Source organism: Microcystis sp. M113S1, assembly GCF_020246945.1.
In the GTDB taxonomy this organism is placed as follows: domain Bacteria; phylum Cyanobacteriota; class Cyanobacteriia; order Cyanobacteriales; family Microcystaceae; genus Microcystis.
Genome location: NZ_JADBSA010000260.1, coordinates 1 through 18,840 on the forward strand (window position 1 = coordinate 1; position 18,840 = coordinate 18,840).

Sequence of the window (18,840 nt, forward strand, 5' to 3'; positions counted from 1 at the left end):
AACATCCTTAAAAGGGGACTAAGTACGGTAGGGCATACCGGAACCTTCGATGCTCGATCCAATAAACGCTTGGGGAGAGAATACCTCTACTTTTTCAGAAGCAATTCTGTCTAAGCAAGTAATCTCTGTGAACCAAGAATTCCCGTCTCTTTAGAGCGGGGAGTGTCAATCGTCGCCCTAGATGCTACTCAGTACTATAGTTCAGAGAAAATTAGTTGTCCTTGTTGCTCAAGCCGCACCTCAAAACAGGGAAAGATAACCTATCAAATCAGGAGAAAGGTAAAATTGGCTAAAGATTTAGTTTATCAAGCAGCCAAAAATGCTTTGATCAAAGATAATTGGTTAATTACTCATGACCTTTATACGATAAGTTTTGGAGGGGTGAATATGGCTGTCGATTTAGGCGCAGAAAAGCTGATTGCTGCGACTAAAGATCATCAAAAGATTGCCGTAGAAATTAAAAGTTTTTTAGAGGGGTCTTCAGCGATCTCAGAATTTCATACTGCTCTAGGACAATTTATTAATTATCGGGCGGTTTTAAAGAGAAAAGTTCCGGATAGGGTTTTGTTTTTAGCTATTCCTAGTTTTACTTACGACACTTTTTTCTCTTTAGATTTTACCCAATTAATGATTAGAGAAAACCATTTAAAATTAATCATTTTTTCGCCAAATCAGGAGGTAATTTTAACATGGATAAATTAGCAAAATATCGTCAATTAGTCAAAAATATTCTTTCAGAATATACTCAATATAAACCTACTTGTAATGATTTAGAGATTCAAGCTATTTTTGATGAACAAAAAGAACATTATCAGGTCGTTACCTTTGGGTGGGAAGGCGAAAAGTATGTACATTATTGTCTCATTCATATTGATCTCAAGTCTGATAAAATTTGGATTCAATGGAATATGACAGAACAAGATATTGCTGAAGATTTAGTTAGACTAGGTGTTCCTAAAAAAGATATTGTCATTGGCTTTCATCCTCCTGTACTTCGACAATTGACGGATTATGCAGTAGGATAGACTCGTTTATCCTACTGAAATAGATCGCGGTTAGCTGTCTGGTTCTTGGAGCTTATCTGTTGGTGACTTTGCTTTTTTTGATAGGATGCCTTTTACTTTTGTTGCGGCTAAACCTAGTCCGAGTAAACCTAAACCCAAGATATTAGACGGTTCAGGAACACTCTGCGGCGGCTGCGCGACAGATTTTATTGCAAGATGATCAAATTCAAGTACATCTTCTGTAGATGGAACTGCCGTTATATTTTCAAATCCTATTGAGGAAATCGATTCTCCTTGTAGTGCATCAATACGCAAGTAAGCATTACGTTGGAAGTTAGCTGACTTCCAATTTACTCCTGCAAGCTGTTCGATTGTTTGTGAAAAAGGTATACCATTGATTAAGAGTCGATGATCTGTTATTGGATTATCTGGTGCAGATGGTGGGGGATTTAAAGACTGGAAACCTGACAGCCCTATTCCCACTGATATAATGCTATTGCTAAAATTAAGCGTAGTAAGTTTTGCACATTCTGTACTCGGACAAAACACACTATTACTCAATTGATTACTAGGAATATTAAATAATGTGTGTTGACCATCCCAGCTTTGAGAAACTTGATTTGAAAGATCAGGAAGACTTGTAATCGTTGATGTAGAAACTCCTCCAGAATATGTAATGCTTAAACCAGGAATTAGAGTTTTGTCTTCAAAATCCTCAATTGTATATCCTGTGATACCTACATTTTGATTGAGGATTGTAGGGTCAGATGAGAATACAGTAGATGGAAAAAAAGTAATGCTTACTGCTTGAGCAGAATTTACACCACTTAAGGATAACAGTATAGAACCAGTAACCGTTGTGACAAATGCGTGAAAAATTAGACGATTCATGATGAATTTTCTCCTTAATTTGATTACTTCAAAACTTTGACAATTGAACTAAAATAGATCACTCTTCAAAAAAACTCAGCCCTAATTAAATTTGAGACCTTAATTGTGGAGAACTGATTTTCTCCAGATATGCTGGCAAATCATCCAGAGAAAGCAATGTCAAAAAACTTAACTTAGTTTCATTGACTTTCTCCAAAAAACCCAACACCTTTCCCTCAGACATCTCAGCATTAATCTCAACAAAAACATAACCAACTCTGTCCGATAAAACCTCCTCAGAAATCTCAATAAAATCCTCACCCGGCATCACAGGACAACATTCTACTTTTCCCTTATCCCTCACCACCAAATCCGCTACAGCTAAACGAGATCGCATGATGGGATTCCAACTATCACTCGCTTCCAAATCTGTGGCAATACCCAGAGACCGTAAGCAACAGTTGACCGCATACACAGCCAAAGTATTGAGATACACTTGTTCTGCTAGAGCAAAATCAGAATGTTGTTGACAAAAGTAATCCGCGATTTCATGGGCTTCCCTTCCTAGAGCAATCAAAAATACAGAACTATGATTAATTCCTGTAGGCATTATCTTGATTTCCCCCCATCGGAAGCTTAAATTTTCCACAAGAATCCCTGCAAACTCAGCCAGTGAGTTTTTCAAAAGCTATTCACCTCCTTAAAAAATTACAAATAAGACAGAATTTCCTGTCCGATTAAAGGCGCAACCGTCTTCATCTGGCGCAAGAAAAAATTCTTCACCACCGCCACCGTCAAGCTAAAAGAATCCGCAATCTCCTGCCAAGATCGCGCCTCCAATCGCGCCCTCAAAATTGCCTTCAAAGTCGCCTTCGGGCAATTATGGACATGATGGCGAGACAACAACTCCGGATCAGACTCAATATACTCAGCGATCAACTCCGACAAACAAAGCTGTTCCTCTGGCCGAGCCAAATTCTCAAAGACAACAGACTCACCGCTCACCTGCTGTAGAGGCGATACCGATAAAGTTGCCCTTGCCAGATCCAGAAAAACGCGATCGCCCAAAGCCCGATTAGCCCTTCTTAGCCCAGATAACCGACAGAGAACCGCCAACCAGACAAAGTTTTGCTGATTAATCGCGATCCCTTTAACCTGCAACGTTAACCAGAATCCCAGCCCAACCTTACCGACTTGACTAACCATTGCCGTCAGTTGGTACTTGCGACGAATCAGTTGCTGCTTTTGCGCCCTGATCAGCGGGTCAAGGGTTTCAGCATACGCCTCTCGCAACAGAATATCCAGCCGATAGTTGACCCAATCCAGAAAATTGCCCCGGTCAGGATCGAACTGGTCGAGGTGGAAAGCAACTCAACATAACGTTCGATTAACCGCATCCTCATAGACCTCTACAGAATAATGACCTCGACCCCGTAGCCGACCCGATAATCGCAGAGCATCAAGTAACCGAGCGATCGCGGCTTGCTGTTGCAAACCCACTGTCCTAGAACAGGAACGCGCTTGCATGGCGAGGTATTGCAGCTCATCATCATCGGTTTGCTTCAGGGAAGTTCCCCGATGGCGATGGGAGGCCATGGAATTCAAACGAACTTCAGAAGAGGAGAAACAGGGTTGGGTTAACGGCATAGATGATGTTCTCAACTGCTTTCATAAAAGAAATCACCTCAAACTCCTGCGAACGTCTCAAGTTGTTACAAAACTTTATATTTTAGAAATTTAATTGACGGTCAACCCCCTGATTGACTAAAGCGATTTCTTGGAATGAATATCCCGGCAGCCTCCATTAACGGTGCGTTCACTGGCGCTAGCGACACCCTACCTCGATCAATTTTGCTACATTCTGAATTTGGAATTGCTGGCCAACACCTGATCTTGTTGGCTCTGTGAAAGTCTGGGACTACAATAGAGAAAAGTGACAATTTTTGCCAGAGTGATCACCGAGGACTAATAAAGAATGACGGCTATCCTAGGGAAACCTGCCACGCTCAACACTCCGATTCTGCACCGTCTTGCCAATGGTTTAACGATTATTGCCGAAAGTCAACCGGTAGAAGCGGTTAATCTCAATGTCTGGCTGCAGGTCGGCTCGGCCTTAGAATCGGATCAGATCAATGGGATGGCTCATTTTCTCGAACACATGGTTTTTAAGGGAACCCGTAACTTAGACAGTGGTGAATTTGAACGGGCGATCGAATCGAGGGGAGCGGTGACTAATGCCGCTACTAGCCAAGAATACACCCATTATTACATTACCACTGCCCCGCAGGACTTCGCCCATCTGGCCCCGCTCCAGCTAGAAGTGGTTTTAGAAGCTTTAATTCCCGATGAAGCTTTTGAGCGGGAAAGACAGGTTATTTTAGAAGAAATTCGTCGTTCTCAGGATAATCCCCGTCGTCGCACTTTTTATCGCACCATGGAGACTTGTTTTCAAGTTTTACCCTATCGTCGTCCGGTGTTGGGGCCGACGGAAGTGATTGAAAATCTTACTCCTCAACAAATGCGCGATTTTCATCGGACTTGGTATCGTCCCGAATGGATGACGGTGGCGGTGGTGGGTAATTTGCCTGTGGATGATTTAATGGCTATTGTGAGGGATTCTCTAGATGCTTTAGGCAGTAAGGGCAATTCTGGGCTTATTTCCCATCCTATCGCTAATCTACAGCCCGAAGCTCCTTTTAACCAGATTATCCGTCAAGAATACGAGGATGAAAATTTGCAGCAGGCCCGCTTAATCCTATTTTGGAAAGTGCCGGGGTTGAGAGACTTAGAAAAAACCTATCCTCTCGATGTTTTAGCGGCTATTCTCGGTCAGGGCAAGGTATCGCGATTATTTCAGTCTCTGCGCCAAGAAAAGGGCTTAGTTTCCCAAATAACTGCCAGTAATATGTCCCAGACAGTGCAAGGGGTGTTTTCCGTGTCGGCCCAATTAGCCTCGGAAAATATCGAGCAAGTGGAGAGAGAGGTATTAGCACAGATTGAACAAATTCAACAGGAAGCTGTGACAGTTTCTGAACTGGAAAGAGTCAAAACCCAAGTGGCCAATCGGTTTATTTTTAGCAACGAAAGACCGAGCGATCGGGCCAACCTTTACGGTTATTATCATACTCAGATCGGTGATTTACAACCGGCTTTTTGTTATCCCCAACACATTGAAGCTCTCACTTTAGAGGACATTCAAAATGCCTCTCAAGAGTATTTAAATCCCAACGCTTACGGTGTGGTTGTGGTGAGACCAATTCAGTGAACAGGGAATGGGGAAATGGGGAAATGGGGAAATGGGGAAATGGGGAAATTTCAACCAAAACCCTAACACCCTAACACCCTAACACCCTAACACCCCAACACCCGACTCCTGACTCCTGAATTCTGATAAACCATGTGGACTCAAATTGCTCGACATATTACCCAAACCACGGAAAAACCTTTTGAAATTGAGAAAAGTCGTCCCGTTAGTGGTGGCTGTATCAATCAGGGTTATGCCGTCACTGGCAATGGTTTAATTTATTTCGTTAAGATTAACCAAGCGAACCAAGAGGCCATGTTTGCTGCCGAAGCTTTAGGATTAAAGCAAATTCACGCGACCAAGACTATCAGGGTTCCGGAGCCAATTTGTTGGGGAATTGCCGAGAAATCTAGTTATTTGGTGCTAGAGTGGCTAGAATTCGGCGGTGGCAATAGTCAAAGCTGGGAAAAAATGGGGCGAAATTTAGCTCGTTTACATCAAGTTTCCCTGTCCGATCGCTTTGGTTGGCAGTGTAATAATACCATTGGTTCTACTCCCCAGATTAATACCGTTAGTAACAGTTGGGCGGATTTTTTCGCTCATCAGCGTATTGGCTATCAATTAAGACTTGCGAAGGAGCGCGGCGGCAATTTTCCCGACGAGGATCAAGTTATTCCCGCTATTAGCGAGATTTTGAGTCAGCATCAACCCCATCCCTCCCTCGTCCATGGTGATTTGTGGTCGGGAAATGCGGCCATTACCGTCGATGGGGAACCGGTAATTTTAGACCCTGCCACCTATTGGGGAGACCGGGAGGTGGATTTAGCCATGACGGAACTTTTTGGCGGTTTTCCGGCGGCTTTTTATCGGGGTTATAACGATGTTTTCCCCCTCGATGGCGGTTATCAACAGCGCAAAACTCTTTACAATCTCTACCACATTCTCAATCACTTTAATTTATTTGGTGGTGGTTATGCTTCCCAGGCCAATCGGATGTTACAGGAAATTCTTTAAGGGTTTTACTTGTGAATCTTTGCTGAGGATAAATTATGTCTATTCGAGAAAATACTGTGATGAAAACTCCAGCGACAAAAGTATGTAACGATGCAGAGTTTATGGCGTTACCCGACGATGGTAATCGTTACGAATTGGTCAAGGGAGAGTTAACTAATATGGGTAATTCTGGGGCTTTACACGGTTATATTGCCATTCTTTTAAGTGCTGCTTTATTCGGTTTAGTAACATCTCGAAAACTAGGTGTATTATTGGACTCCAGCACTGCTTTTACTATGAAAAATGGCAATAAACGTTCTCCCGATATAGCTTTTTTTGCCAAGGAACGTCTGCAAGGATTGGAAGAATTGCCGACGGGTTTTCTAGAAGGTGCGCCAGATTTAGTGGTAGAAATTCTCTCTCCTGGCAATACAGTGGCAGAAATTGAGGACAAAATTGCCGAATATTTTGCCAATGGTACTCGTTTGCTCTGGGTTATCAGTCCGGGTCAACACTATGTCTTAGTTTATCGTTCTGGGTACGAACCGCAGCGATTATTAACATCAGGAGATTTTCTGGAGGGGGAAGAGGTGGTTCCGGGGTTCACTTTTCCGGTGGCTGATTTGTTTCAAAAACTATCTTTTTGAATCTTTCTTCTCAACAAATCGGCTAATAAATCGGCGCTATCACTAATGGCTAGATGGGAAGCTTGTTGAGCCATGGCGGCCAATTTTTCGGGATTAGACCATAAATCGAGGACTAATTCGCTTAAAAACTGAGCAGTTAACTCATTTTGACGATAAAGATAAGCGGCTTGAGCTTCAGCGAAAACTTTGGCATTGTAGAACTGATGGTCTTCGGCAGCAAAAGGATAGGGAATTAAAATCGAAGGCGTACAAGTGATCGCTAATTCTGTTAAAGTGCCGGCTCCAGAGCGACTGATAGCCAGATTAGCTCTTTGCCATAATCCCGCCATATTGTCGTAAAAAGGCCGGGAAAAATAGTTAGAATGGCGCAAACTATCCGCTTCGGGGTCGTTTTCTCCCGTGAGATGCACGATATAAATTCCTTTTTCTAACCATTGGGGAGCGCTTTGCCGGACAATTTGATTAAGAGCCACGGCCCCTTGAGAACCACCGGCAACGACAATCAAAAAAGCAGTCTCTGGAATCGGTAAATCTAGGGACTGGGGAATGAGAAACTGCTCTCGTACTGGTGTACTAACCCAAGTGGTGCGAGTGCCGGGTAAATAGCTGGCGGTTCCCTGAAAACCGAGGGCGACCGTATCGCACCAGCGACCGAGAACTTTCGTGACTTTGCCCGGTATGTAGTTAGATTCGTGTAGGATGACGGGAATATTGGCTAAACGAGCCGCTAAAATGGTCGGGCCTGCGATATAACCCCCGGTGGTAAAAACTGCCGCTATCTGACGTTTTTTGATTAAACTACGCACTTGCCAAATGGCCCGCAGTTGACTGAACAGAATCTTGAGAGTTTTTAACCCCAAACGGGTTTGAAATCCCTCAATGGGAATGGTGTGCAGGGGATAGGTTTTTGGAACTAAGGACTGTTCGAGACGGTCTGGAACTCCTAACCATTCAATCTCGTAATCCGGCAAGCGCTCGGCCAGGGCCAAAGCGGGAAATAAATGACCACCAGTACCACTAGCGGCAATCAATAGACGGGTTGGAGTGCGTGCCATAATTCGAGAGAGGGAAAATTCAGCCCTAGAATGAAATAATCTACCATAGTTATTGATCGATCCTTACACAAACTATCACTAATGCGTAACTTGAACACAATCCCCGATAAATTTTTTCGTCAATCCCTCAATTTTTCCCTATCGTTGCTGTTAGGTTTGGGGTTAACTTTCACCCTCGCTACCGGCCTGCGAGCCGAAAAGCCAGAAACTGCTCCGGCTAATTTAAAAACGCTTATCTCCAAAATCGAAACGGCGGCTAACGAGCGAGATATCAAGCAATTAATGGAGTTTTATAGTCCGAAATTTACTAATTCCGATGGCTTGACCTACGAAAAAACTAAAAAGGTTTTAACTCATTTTTGGGAACGTTATAACAATCTAAAATACACCACGACTCTCGAATCTTGGAGTCGTTCCGGTGATAAGTTAACGGCCAATACAATTACTAAAATTACCGGGACGGGAAAGGTGCAGGGACGAGTGGTGGGAATGAATGCTACGATTCGTTCTCGTCAACAATTTCAAGGCAATAAACTTGTTTATCAGGAGATTTTAAGCGAGAGAGTCGAGTTAAGCACGGGCAAAAATCCCCCCAGTGTTCAAGTGAGAATTCCCGAAAGGGTGAAAGTGGGTCAAGAATTTGATTTTGATGTGATTATCCGCGAACCTTTAGGGGATGATTTATTGGCCGGAACGGCGATCGATGAGAAAGTAGATATTGAGCGTTATATTAATACAAAGCCTCTAGAATTGGAATTATTACAGTCCGGCGGTTTATTTAAGCGGGTAAAAGCCCCGGCAACACCGGAAAATCGTTGGTTATCGGCGATTTTAATTCAAGGAGATGGGATTGTTGTCGTTACTCAACGGGTTAAGGTAGAAAAGTAATTTTTATCTGGGTTTTGCTGAAAAAGCTTGTTGGTGGGGTGTAGGGTTTTATTCCCCCCCTTCACTCCAATGACTGGCACTTTCAGGCAATTTAATCCTTATTTTTGCCGTTTTTTAACCCTCAAAAATTAATTATGCAAGAGGTTTAATAAATACTCTGATTAACCATAGAGGTGGGAAACATCGCTCGTCCATACTTTAAATTTTGTTAAATTTACTTGACCAAAAGACGTTGTTAGGGAGGCATCGACGGCATCTAAGCCGCGAGTCATTAAAATCCGCCCGATTCTGGGGGTGTTATGACGAGCATCAAAGGTGTACCATTGATGGTCTAAATAAACTTCAAACCAAGCACTAAAATCCATCGGTAGAGGTTGGGGAGAAATACCGATATCTCCGAGATATCCGGAGGCATAACGGGCGGGAATATTTAAGCAACGGCAAAAAGTCAAAGCTAGATGGTTAAAATCGCGACAAACCCCCGTTCTTTCCCGATAGACATCATAGGCGGTTTTCGTCACCCGCGCGTATTCGTAACCAAAACGAATGTGACTATGAACCCAATCACAAACCGCTTGTACCCTTGCCCAACCGGGGGGAGTTTGTCCGAAAAGTTCCCAGGCAATTTCCGAAAGCAAATCTACTTCACAATAACGGCTACTCATTAGGTAGGGAAAAACTTGGGTTGGTAACTCTGCTAAAGGAATTTCTTGGGCATTCCAATTAACGATATCGGGTTTCCATTCATTCTCGATAACTGCTTCATTGTGAATGCGTATCTGTCCGTCGGGTAAAATTAGACGACTGGTTCGATTACCGAAGCTATCTAAAAATTCTTCTATTTTTGTTGCCGGTTCCACCTGCAAATTTTCCGATTGTCTAACTTGATTTAAAATTGAGGGATGTAAATAAAGTTTTAACAACATGACCACGGGTAAGGGGGCATCAAAGCCAAATTCATAACCAACACGGATTAACATTAGGACTCCTATCTAGATAGTAATTTTGTCGGGATTTGTCGGGATGAAACGCAAATAATCGCCAGACTGAAAAAAGTTATGCCCGACTACTTGGTTAAAAGTTTGAGGAGAAAGTAATGGCCGGGCTGAAAACCGATAAGCTTTGTACAGAGTTACTTTTATTATAAACCGCCTCAACTAAAAGCTTTGTAACTTTGAAGACAAGCCATCGGGAGGATTCGCTCTATCGAAAAGAGTCGGGGGTGGATGGTTCCTCTAATAGACGGATTTCCATGGGGATGTAGGCCAGTTTAGCAAAAATCTTTTGTTGATGACTGACGGGCCACCATTCGTAAAGAAAAATTTCTAAAGGTCGCCAGAGGGCCACCCAACCACTAATTAATAATCCTTCTTCTAAGAAGTGAATAAATGTATCGCTGCCAAAACGACTAATTAATTCGCTGAGACTCAAACAAACAAAAAGAAAGGCGAGACCAATTATCAAAGATATGCGTCCTTGTCGCCAAATTGTGCGTAATTTTCTTTGTTCTCCCTGTTGGCGATAGTCAAAATAATTATGTAAAGCTGCGGGTAACAGATGTCGGGCGGTATTCTGTTCGTTACTGGGAAGATAAAAGACTAATTTAAGGGGGGTATTTAGGGGGAATTCATCCACAGAGTTAATAATATAGTTTTCGGCGTTATCGTCTAAATCTCTATCTAAGAATGGCGAAGGATCGAGAGAATTAAAGACTTGCTGTAACTGATTAAGTTTAATTTCAATTAAGTAAGTTCCTTCCTCCTCTCGATAATAGGATTGTAATTTATTTACCAGTTTAGACATTAGTTATTAATGTTAAGCAAATGGGGTGAACTGACACAACTAAAATCTACTACTAGAAGTTACTTCATCTTGCTCATACAGGCTGAGAATTGAGCTATCTGTGAGAATATTTTAGCTGTATCAGTCCCAGATAATTAATTTAATTTATCGACCAAAACCAGCGTACCAAAAATAGGTGGCCATCGGGATTACTGTGGCTAAAACCAGTAAAACTATCACCCAAATTGTGGCGCTTTTATCGTCAGTTTCTTCTGCGGTAGTAAAGGTACTTTCGATATTAATTGTCGCTACTTCCGGCGGACCGGGATCCGCTTCTCCAGAAAGTACCGCCGTTAGACGACGACTAGCATCGAGTAAAGCTTGATTATATTTTCCCCCATCTTTGAGGGGAACTGCCATAGTTTCCGAGAGGATACTATCAGCAATAGCATCGGTTAATAGGGGTTTTGCTTCCTCCCCAACCCGCATAGCAGTTTTATTGGTTAAAGTATCAAGGACGATGATAGTTTGATTGGCACGATCTTCGGGGTTAGGATACCATTCTCTCAGGATATCATCGGCTAAATTGTCAATTTTTTGACCGTAATCCAAGCGCCGGACTACCACCATTCTCACTTCCTGTCCGGTTTTTTCGGCGAGGTTTTTCAGATCTTTATTTAATTTTCCTTCGTTAGCGGCACTAATGGCCGAAACGGGATCGACCACATAAGTGGGCGCTCCGGAGCTTAAAATAGGGAGGTCATAGACTCCCATGGCAGCAGCCGGTGATAGGGAAACACCCAAGGCTACACAGCAGGAGAGAAGGAGAGAAGCTAATAATTTGAGCATATTGATTCGGTAAAATTCCTATAGAACATAATAGGGGAAAAGTTTCCTGTTTTTTGAGTCGGGAAACGGGAAGTGGGGAAGTGGGGAAGTGGGGAAGTGGGGAAGTGGGGAAGTGGGGAAGTGGGGTGATGGGGAAAATCAACTAACACCCTAAAACCCTACAACCTCAACACCCAAACTTTTTTAACTGATAACTGATAACTGATAACTGATTATGAGTGATTTTGAGGAACTAGAGTCTAAAAAACGGGAAAAAGCCCTAGAAATGCAGGCATATCGCGATAATTTGCTCTCGCGGGTGACAAGATTACTAATTTCTCAAGATATCCACTTGGCGATCGATCATACCCTAGAACTGCTCTGTCAATTTACCCAGAGTGCGCGCTGTTACATTATTCAATATTCCACCTGTCGTCAGCAGTGGAGTATGGTTTATGAATACTGTCACCCCGACTATCCGCAAGTTATCCCGATTCGGGAACAATCACAAAATCTCTCGACGGAAACCTTTCCCTGGTTTTCTGAACAATTATTAAACGGTATTCCAGTTAAACTGAACTCTTTAGACGATTTACCCGCTACTGCTATCCCTGAAAGAACTATTCTCGCTCATAGTTCTACTCCCTGTCTCTTAATCGTTCCCATGTGGGATAGTTGTGGGGTAACGGTGGGTTATCTGGGATTGGATGCAAGTGCAGAAAAGCAATGGACGAAGGAAGATGTCACCTTTGTCCGGTTGGTGGGAGAATTAATTGCGATCGCACAAAGTAGATATGAAGCGGAAAAAGGATTAAAAGAGGCTAAAGAAGCGGCAGTTAAGGCAAATAAAGCTAAAAGTGAGTTTCTAGCTAACATGAGCCACGAATTACGCACTCCTCTTAATGCTATCTTGGGTTTTACTCGCTTAATATCCCGGGATAGCAGCGTCAGCAGTGAATATCGGCAATATTTGGAAATTGTCAATCGTAGCGGAGAACATTTATTAGAGTTAATCAACGATATTCTAGAAATGTCGAAGATAGAAGCGGGAAGAACGGTTTTTAATCCTAGTAATTTTGATTTATACGCTCTTTTAGATAATATTGCCGAAATGCTACGCTCACAAGCGCAGGCAAAAGCTTTAAGCTTAATTTTTGATCGCAGCTCCGAGCTGCCTCAATATATATGTACTGATGAAAGTAAATTGCGACAGGTGTTAATCAATCTCTTGGGTAACGGATTGAAGTTTACTGAGTCGGGAGGGGTAACTCTCCGGGTAAAATTAGGGGAGAAAAGAGAAGATTATCAGCGATTGGTCTGGGAAATTGAAGATACAGGCGCAGGAATCGCTCCAGAGGAGATTTATAAGCTATTTCAACCCTTTAACCAAACGGAAACGGGACGAAAATCCCAACAGGGGACAGGATTGGGTTTACCTATCAGTAAAAAATTTGTTGAGTTGATGGGAGGTGCGATCGGAGTTAGTAGTATTCTGGGTCAAGGAAGTATTTTTAGTTTTGATATTCAGGTGGGTTTGGTGGGAGAAAATGAGATTAAAACCGAAACCAATAGGGCAAAAGTTATCGCTTTAGCCGAAAATCAGCCTAAATATCGCATATTAGTCGTCGATGATCGACCAGAAAGCCGTTTGCTGTTGCTGAAACTCCTGGCTACCCTAGGATTATCCGTGCAAGAGGCCGCTAATGGTCAAGAAGCGATCGCAATTTGGCAAGCATGGCAACCTCATCTTATCTGGATGGATATGAGAATGCCAGTGAAAAACGGTTACGAAGCAACTAGGGAAATTCGGCAGTTAGAGGCTGATAATCGCGGAAAAACGGTGATAATTGCCCTAACTGCCAGCGCTTTTGAAGAGGATCGCGCCTTGGTTATTGCCGCCGGTTGTGATGATTTCGTGCGTAAACCTTTCCGAGAGGAAGTTATCTGGCAAAAAATGAGCGAATATCTAGGATTAAAATATATTTATGCCGATAATGAGCCAAATCAACCCAATTATTCGCCTGTTTTCCTCGATTCCCTGCAATCGCTATTAAAATTAATCAGTCCCGTCTGGATTAGACAATTGCAACAAGCAGCGCGAGAATGTGATGATGAAAAAATTATCGCCCTAACCGCAGAAATTCCCGCCGATTATGCTATCCTTGCCCAAGGTTTACAACAGTTAGCCGGAGAATTTTCCTTTGATGCGATCGAAACCATAATTAGAGATTTAAACATATCTTAAGAGAGTATTTTATCTATATCTCAAAAACGTGATATTCTAAAGGCATAAATCCCTAAATATGGCAATTTTAAAAGATGAAACTGTTAAAAATGCTCATCGGCACTTGGTTAATACTGCCGATTTTTTCTGTTCAAGCTCAAGTCCCCTCGCTTCCCCCAATTAAGCAAAATTCCCCCAATCTTGGTGATCTACCCAATGATCCCACCCAGCAGAAAAATTGGCTTTGTAACCGAGGAGATCAACGCATTGCTGTGGCTGCCAAAGAAGAGAAAGGTTGGAAAGAATTAATTGAAAAACAAGGTTGGCAATGTGGTGAAGGAAATACCGATATACCCGATCAAACTCTCGGCTTTTCCTGTGAACCAGAACAAACCCTCGGCCTCTTGACAGTTTACTGGTTAAATGGTAGTAATGGTCAACAACAATTAAGCCAATGGCGAGATAAATTAGCAGCACAACAGGGGATGGTTTGTACCATCAATAACGTGCGGTTATTCGATACTCAAGAAAATATACCCAATCCATTACAACCATGATTAAATTAGCAGTTTTACCTCAATCTATCCTCCTAGGTATCAGTTTACTATTCAATAATTCTCTGCCCTTACTTGCCCAATCTACACCCCTGAGCGTGGATAATTTAAGAAACACCGTCTATAATATTCCCAATCGGGGTTCCGTAATTGTCAGCGATGGTATTTTTCAATCCAATGAGGGACAGATTTTAGGAGTGCAAGTCAGTCGAGAAGCTTTGATGGGGGACTATAATAATGATCAAAGGACTGATGGGATTGCCGTGTTAAGAGTGATTACCAGAGATCAACAGCAATTACATTATTTAGCCCTAGTGATTGATAATAACGGTACTGCCACTAACACCGATACTGTCCTGTTAGCAGATCGAGTAATTGTCGATAATCTGAGTGCCAAAGATGGTATGATCACCGTCAACATGAGAAGATTTCTCCCCCGGGATCCTTCCTGTTGTCCGTCGGGAGTTATCACCCAACAATTTGCGATTAATCCTAGTATTAATCAATTGACTTTACTGAGTACCAACGAAAGTCAACCCACCACCCCAAATGTGCAGGTAGTTCCCGCTTCTCCCCTGAGAATTAATAATAATAATCTCCCCTTTCAACCTCCTGCTGGGGCCATCCAAATCCGCTTTTAACCTTGTTTTTGGTGCGTTACGCTGCCCTAACGCACCCCACCTTTTTACTTAACAAAAAATGGCCTACAAATATCCCATCCAACGCTGGTATATTGCCGCAGCTAATCCCGAAAAAATCGAGGGGTTAGCGCGAGAAATGGGACTATCATCGTTATTAGCAACTATCTTAATTAATCGCGGTATTGATACCCCAGAAATAGCTAAAACTTATATAGATCCTGAAGTGGATAGCTTACCCTCTCCCCTGGGAGAATTTCCCGATTTAGAAAAAAGTGTCAATTTATTAGTAAAAGCGATCGCTAGAGGCGATAAAATTGCCATCTGTGGGGACTACGATGCCGATGGCATGACCAGTACATCTTTACTGCTAAGAGCCTTGAGACATCTCGGTGCGGACGTGAATCATGCAATTCCCAGTCGCATGAAAGAGGGATACGGAATCAATCAGCGCATTGTCGAAGAATTTGCCGAATCGGGAGTCGGATTGATTCTCACCGTTGATAATGGTATTTCCGCTCACGAACCGATCGCCCTAGCGATAGAATTAGGATTAAAAGTTATTATCACCGATCATCACGATCTGCCGCCAATTTTACCAAATGCCTCTGCTATTCTCAACCCAAAGTTATTAACCCCGAACTCTCCCTATCAGGGATTAGCGGGGGTGGGAGTCGCCTATATTTTAGCGGTGACAACTGCCCAAAAAATGGGTAAATTACAGGGATTAACCGAGTCATTATTAGCATTATTTACCCTAGGCACTATAGCAGATTTAGCCCCATTAATCGGGGTAAATCGTCGCTGGTTAAAACGGGGTTTAAGAAAATTACCCAAATCGCAATTAGTCGGGATTCAATCCCTGATGCAAATAGCGGGAATTAGCGAGGAACAAAAGCAATTACAACCGGATGATATTGGCTTTAAATTGGGACCGAGAATTAATGCAATTGGCAGAATTGGTGATCCCCAGATAGTTATTGAATTATTAACCACCGATGATGCGGGAATTGCCTTAGAAAGAGCGATGCAGTGCGAACAAATTAATCGTACCCGTCAAGAATTGTGCGAAAAAATTGAAGAAGAAGCGATTAAATTAGTCGAAGAAACGCCGATTCTTTGGCAAAAAGATCGAGTTTTAGTATTAGTCGAAAAAGATTGGCATCATGGGGTAATTGGTATTGTGGCATCCCGTCTAGTGGAACGCTACGGAGTGCCAGTTTTTATCGGTACTTACGAGGAAGAAGATACGGGTAAAATTCGCGGTTCTGCCAGAGGAATTGAAGAATTTCACGTTTTTGAAGCCCTGCAATTTTGCCAAGATTTACTAGGAAAATTTGGTGGTCATAAAATGGCGGGGGGTTTTAGTTTACCCACAGCTAATTTACTAGCATTTAAACAAAGATTAAGTCAATTTTCTCACAAAATTTTACAAATAGAACAATTAAAACCTTTAATTAAAATTGATACTATCATTGACTTTAAACAAATTACTCTCGAACTTTTTCAACAAATTGATAGTTTGCAACCCTGGGGAATTGGCAATGAATTACCCGTTTTTTGGACTCCTAACGTGCGGGTAGTGGAACAGAAAACTATCGGAAAAAATCATTTAAAATTATTACTAGCTCAAACCGATGATACCAGAATTAAGGCATTAGCTTGGCGTTGGGGCGAATATTGTCCTTTGCCAAATCGTTTAGATATTGCCTATAAACTAAAAGAAAATACTTGGAACGGCAATACAACTATAGAAATTGAATTAGTGGGAGTGCGATTACCCCAAGAAAATAATAATATTAAAAAAGCAATTTTTATGCACGCCGAAAAAATGTATCAATGTAGTTTTTGGGGTGATTTAAACGAGATTCGCATCAAAAATGAACAGGGCGATATTTTAGTCGTGCAGAAAGGGCAGCGAATTGGTTTATTAGGCAAAAATCGGCAACAAGCTAGAGAAGTCAACGTGACTGAACCCCGTTTTTATACTTTAATTAAAGTTGCCATCAAAGCTTTGGCTATCTAGGTCTGGCTGAATAAACCTAATACCAAATCCGTTTTTAATAGTGTGATTAACTCTCAAGTTATAAATTGTTTCTCCCTACACCCCACACCCCACACCCTTTGACGATGAACCAAACCATAGTGATCAAAATCGGTACTTCCAGTTTGACCGATAATGAAACTGGACAATTATCCCTCTCCACGATCGCCGCTTTAGTGGAAGTCCTCACCCGGTTGCGCGCTGCCGGTCATCGGGTGGTATTAGTATCTTCTGGTGCTGTGGGAGTGGGCTGCCGTCGTCTGGGAATACAGGAAAGACCGAAAAAAATCGCCCTCAAACAAGCGATCGCCGCCGTCGGTCAAGGTCGTCTGATGCGGATCTATGATGACCTCTTTACCAGTCTTGGTCAACCGATCGCCCAAATTTTGCTGACCCGTCCCGAATTAATGGAACGCACCTGTTATGTCAACGCCTATAATACTTTTCAGGCTTTGTTTGAATTAGGGGTGATTGCCATTGTCAACGAAAATGATACGGTGGCGATCGATGAGTTAAAATTCGGCGATAATGACACTTTATCAGCCCTTGTAGCCAGTTTAATCGAGGCTGACTGGTTATTTATCCTCACCGATGTGGATCGCCTCTACAGTGCCGATCCGCGGCTATTTCCCGAAGCTGCGGCCATTGCCCGGGTTACTCCCGCAGAATTAGCGCAACTATCGATCGATGCCGGTAGTAGTGGCAGTCAGTGGGGGACCGGGGGTATGGCGACTAAATTGGCGGCGGCCCGGATTGCCACCAGCGCCGGGGTAGAAATGGCGATTACTAGGGGAGGGCAGCCCAGCAATATCTTAAAAATTATGGCAGGAGAGGCGATTGGAACCCGTTTTGAGGCCCAAAAACGCAGTGATAACGCCCGCAAACGCTGGATCGCCTACGGACTAATGCCCATGGGTAAAATCTATCTCGATGCTGGGGCAATTCAAGCCATTTGTCAGGGGGGAAAATCTCTCCTAGCGGCCGGGATTACCAAAGTGGCAGGGGAATTTAGCGCCTCCGAATCGGTGCAATTGTGCGATCAAGAAGGCCGGGAATTGGCTAGGGGAATTGTTAATTATAGTAGTGAGGAGATCGATCGAGTTAAAGGTCAACATTCCGAGCGTATTGCCAGTTTATTAGGTTATATGGCTGCAGAAACCATTATTCATCGGGATAATCTCGTCGTTTTGAGTGCCTCGTCCACCACCTCGACCAATAAGAGATAATTCCGCCACTCAGAGCAAGTCCACCCAATGCCTTAAATGTAAAGAAATGTCTCAAAAAAACAACAAATTGTTAGACAAGCAAGAGAGTTAGACTAGGGATGTCCCCCGAAGTTCAACCCTGTGAGATTATAAATAAAGCGAAACTCAAAAATGTCTTTATTGCTGTTGGGAGAAACTTAATAATGCGAGACGCGGTAACTAGCCTGATTAGAAAATACGATGTCACCGGACGTTATCTCGATCGAGATGCGATCGATAATCTTAAACAATATTTCGCCTCGGGAACTGCCCGTCTAGCTGCCGCCGCCCTAATTAACGCTAATTCGGCGGCGCTCGTGCGTGGGGCGGCGATTCGTCTATTTGAAGAAGTTCCCGAATTGATCCGCGCTGGGGGTAATGCCTACACCACCCGTCGTTATTCTGCCTGTCTGCGGGATATGGATTACTATCTCCGCTATGCCAGTTATGCCCTAGTAGCTGCTGATACTAATGTTCTAGATGAGCGGGTACTGCAAGGACTGCGGGAAACCTATAATTCCCTCGGTGTTCCCATCGGTCCGACGGTGCGCGGTATCCAAATCATGAGCGAAATGATTCAAACCATGGCTCTTGATGCGGGTATTGCCGACACCTCTTTGATCGCTGAACCCTTTGATCATCTCACCCGCGAATTAAGCGAAGTGTCTATCTAATGCAGTTGTCAGTTATCGAAAATTTGGGTTAAAACCCCGTCGTTTTACGACGGCTTTAAGCTACAATGGAAAAAGCGATAACCAAGCTAAAAACTGAACCTTGACCACAGATAGTAGGGGGTTTCGTTCAGAAAAGACTTCAAATTCGGCC

The 18,840-nt window shown here is 43.0% G+C and carries 19 protein-coding genes and 1 pseudogene; 12 read left to right on the forward strand and 8 right to left on the reverse strand.

Annotated elements, in window-relative coordinates:
• Positions 1-168 precede the first annotated feature (168 nt).
• Together IM319_RS13100 and IM319_RS13105 are read left to right on the forward strand one after the other, a co-directional pair.
• A pseudogene (locus IM319_RS13100) lies at positions 169-702 on the forward strand (element excision factor XisH family protein); the annotation flags it as partial.
• Positions 690-1,025 (forward strand): XisI protein, encoded by a 336-nt coding sequence (locus IM319_RS13105; protein WP_287735884.1) that lies wholly within the window; start codon positions 690-692, stop codon positions 1,023-1,025. The pseudogene IM319_RS13100 and the gene IM319_RS13105, both read left to right, overlap by 13 nt.
• Positions 1,026-1,055: 30 nt before the next feature.
• Here the strand turns inward: IM319_RS13105 and IM319_RS13110 are convergent, their stop codons facing one another.
• From IM319_RS13110 to IM319_RS13125, 4 genes are all read right to left on the reverse strand, one after another.
• Positions 1,056-1,895, reverse strand: coding sequence for a PEP-CTERM sorting domain-containing protein (locus tag IM319_RS13110; RefSeq protein WP_287735885.1), 840 nt, complete (start codon positions 1,893-1,895; stop codon positions 1,056-1,058).
• An 85-nt stretch (positions 1,896-1,980) separates the two neighbouring features.
• The gene (locus IM319_RS13115) at positions 1,981-2,484 is read right to left on the reverse strand and encodes a DUF1822 family protein (protein ID WP_287735886.1); all 504 of its coding nucleotides are present in this window, start codon (positions 2,482-2,484) and stop codon (positions 1,981-1,983) included.
• Positions 2,485-2,582: 98 nt separating this feature from the next.
• Positions 2,583-3,167 carry a hypothetical protein gene (locus tag IM319_RS13120; protein WP_287735887.1) on the reverse strand — a complete coding sequence of 195 codons (585 nt, stop codon included), beginning with the start codon at positions 3,165-3,167 and terminating at the stop codon, positions 2,583-2,585.
• A 78-nt stretch (positions 3,168-3,245) separates the two neighbouring features.
• The gene (locus tag IM319_RS13125) at positions 3,246-3,521 is read right to left on the reverse strand and encodes a hypothetical protein (protein ID WP_287735888.1); all 276 of its coding nucleotides are present in this window, start codon (positions 3,519-3,521) and stop codon (positions 3,246-3,248) included.
• 328 nt (positions 3,522-3,849) lie between these two features.
• On the opposite strand from IM319_RS13125, the gene IM319_RS13130 reads away from it, so the two are divergent.
• From IM319_RS13130 to IM319_RS13140, 3 genes are all read left to right on the forward strand, one after another.
• Positions 3,850-5,139, forward strand: coding sequence for a M16 family metallopeptidase (locus IM319_RS13130; RefSeq protein ID WP_287735889.1), 1,290 nt, complete (start codon positions 3,850-3,852; stop codon positions 5,137-5,139).
• Between the two features lie 132 nt (positions 5,140-5,271).
• Positions 5,272-6,132: a fructosamine kinase family protein gene (locus IM319_RS13135; RefSeq protein WP_287077053.1), complete on the forward strand. Its 861-nt coding sequence runs from the start codon at positions 5,272-5,274 to the stop codon at positions 6,130-6,132.
• Between the two features lie 35 nt (positions 6,133-6,167).
• Positions 6,168-6,758: a Uma2 family endonuclease gene (locus tag IM319_RS13140; RefSeq protein WP_287735890.1), complete on the forward strand. Its 591-nt coding sequence runs from the start codon at positions 6,168-6,170 to the stop codon at positions 6,756-6,758.
• Here IM319_RS13140 and murG read toward each other — a convergent pair.
• On the reverse strand, positions 6,740-7,813 hold the full coding sequence (gene murG / locus IM319_RS13145; RefSeq protein WP_287735891.1) for an undecaprenyldiphospho-muramoylpentapeptide beta-N-acetylglucosaminyltransferase: 1,074 nt from the start codon (positions 7,811-7,813) through the stop codon (positions 6,740-6,742). The genes IM319_RS13140 and murG overlap by 19 nt on opposite strands.
• A gap of 81 nt (positions 7,814-7,894) precedes the next feature.
• Here murG and IM319_RS13150 point away from each other — a divergent pair, with 81 nt between their 5' ends.
• Positions 7,895-8,701 carry a nuclear transport factor 2 family protein gene (locus IM319_RS13150; protein ID WP_286825974.1) on the forward strand — a complete coding sequence of 269 codons (807 nt, stop codon included), beginning with the start codon at positions 7,895-7,897 and terminating at the stop codon, positions 8,699-8,701.
• 161 nt (positions 8,702-8,862) lie between these two features.
• Here the strand turns inward: IM319_RS13150 and IM319_RS13155 are convergent, their stop codons facing one another.
• The 3 genes from IM319_RS13155 to psb32 all read right to left on the reverse strand — a co-directional run bounded on the left by IM319_RS13155 (position 8,863) and on the right by psb32 (position 11,332).
• Positions 8,863-9,681, reverse strand: coding sequence for a transglutaminase-like domain-containing protein (locus IM319_RS13155; protein ID WP_287735892.1), 819 nt, complete (start codon positions 9,679-9,681; stop codon positions 8,863-8,865).
• Positions 9,682-9,904: 223 nt separating this feature from the next.
• On the reverse strand, positions 9,905-10,504 hold the full coding sequence (locus IM319_RS13160; protein ID WP_287735893.1) for a hypothetical protein: 600 nt from the start codon (positions 10,502-10,504) through the stop codon (positions 9,905-9,907).
• Between the two features lie 144 nt (positions 10,505-10,648).
• Positions 10,649-11,332: a photosystem II repair protein Psb32 gene (gene psb32, locus IM319_RS13165; protein ID WP_286825977.1), complete on the reverse strand. Its 684-nt coding sequence runs from the start codon at positions 11,330-11,332 to the stop codon at positions 10,649-10,651.
• Between the two features lie 214 nt (positions 11,333-11,546).
• Between psb32 and IM319_RS13170 the strand changes: the two genes are divergently transcribed.
• The 6 genes from IM319_RS13170 (at position 11,547) to apcB (ending at position 18,689) form a co-directional block, all read left to right on the forward strand.
• Positions 11,547-13,556, forward strand: coding sequence for an ATP-binding protein (locus IM319_RS13170; protein ID WP_287735894.1), 2,010 nt, complete (start codon positions 11,547-11,549; stop codon positions 13,554-13,556).
• Positions 13,557-13,630: 74 nt separating this feature from the next.
• A complete protein-coding gene (locus IM319_RS13175; protein WP_286825979.1) occupies positions 13,631-14,092 on the forward strand; it encodes a hypothetical protein in 462 nt (153 codons plus the stop codon).
• The gene (locus tag IM319_RS13180; protein WP_286825980.1) at positions 14,089-14,730 is read left to right on the forward strand and encodes a hypothetical protein; all 642 of its coding nucleotides are present in this window, start codon (positions 14,089-14,091) and stop codon (positions 14,728-14,730) included. The genes IM319_RS13175 and IM319_RS13180 overlap by 4 nt, the downstream gene beginning before the upstream one ends.
• 58 nt (positions 14,731-14,788) lie before the next feature.
• Positions 14,789-16,753, forward strand: a complete 1,965-nt coding sequence (gene recJ / locus IM319_RS13185) for a single-stranded-DNA-specific exonuclease RecJ (RefSeq protein WP_287735895.1) — start codon at positions 14,789-14,791, stop codon at positions 16,751-16,753.
• Positions 16,754-16,857: 104 nt separating this feature from the next.
• A complete protein-coding gene (proB, locus tag IM319_RS13190) occupies positions 16,858-17,997 on the forward strand; it encodes a glutamate 5-kinase (RefSeq protein WP_287735896.1) in 1,140 nt (379 codons plus the stop codon).
• A 98-nt stretch (positions 17,998-18,095) separates the two neighbouring features.
• Positions 18,096-18,689: an allophycocyanin subunit beta gene (gene apcB / locus IM319_RS13195; protein ID WP_286825983.1), complete on the forward strand. Its 594-nt coding sequence runs from the start codon at positions 18,096-18,098 to the stop codon at positions 18,687-18,689.
• The last annotated feature ends 151 nt before the right edge of the window (positions 18,690-18,840 follow it).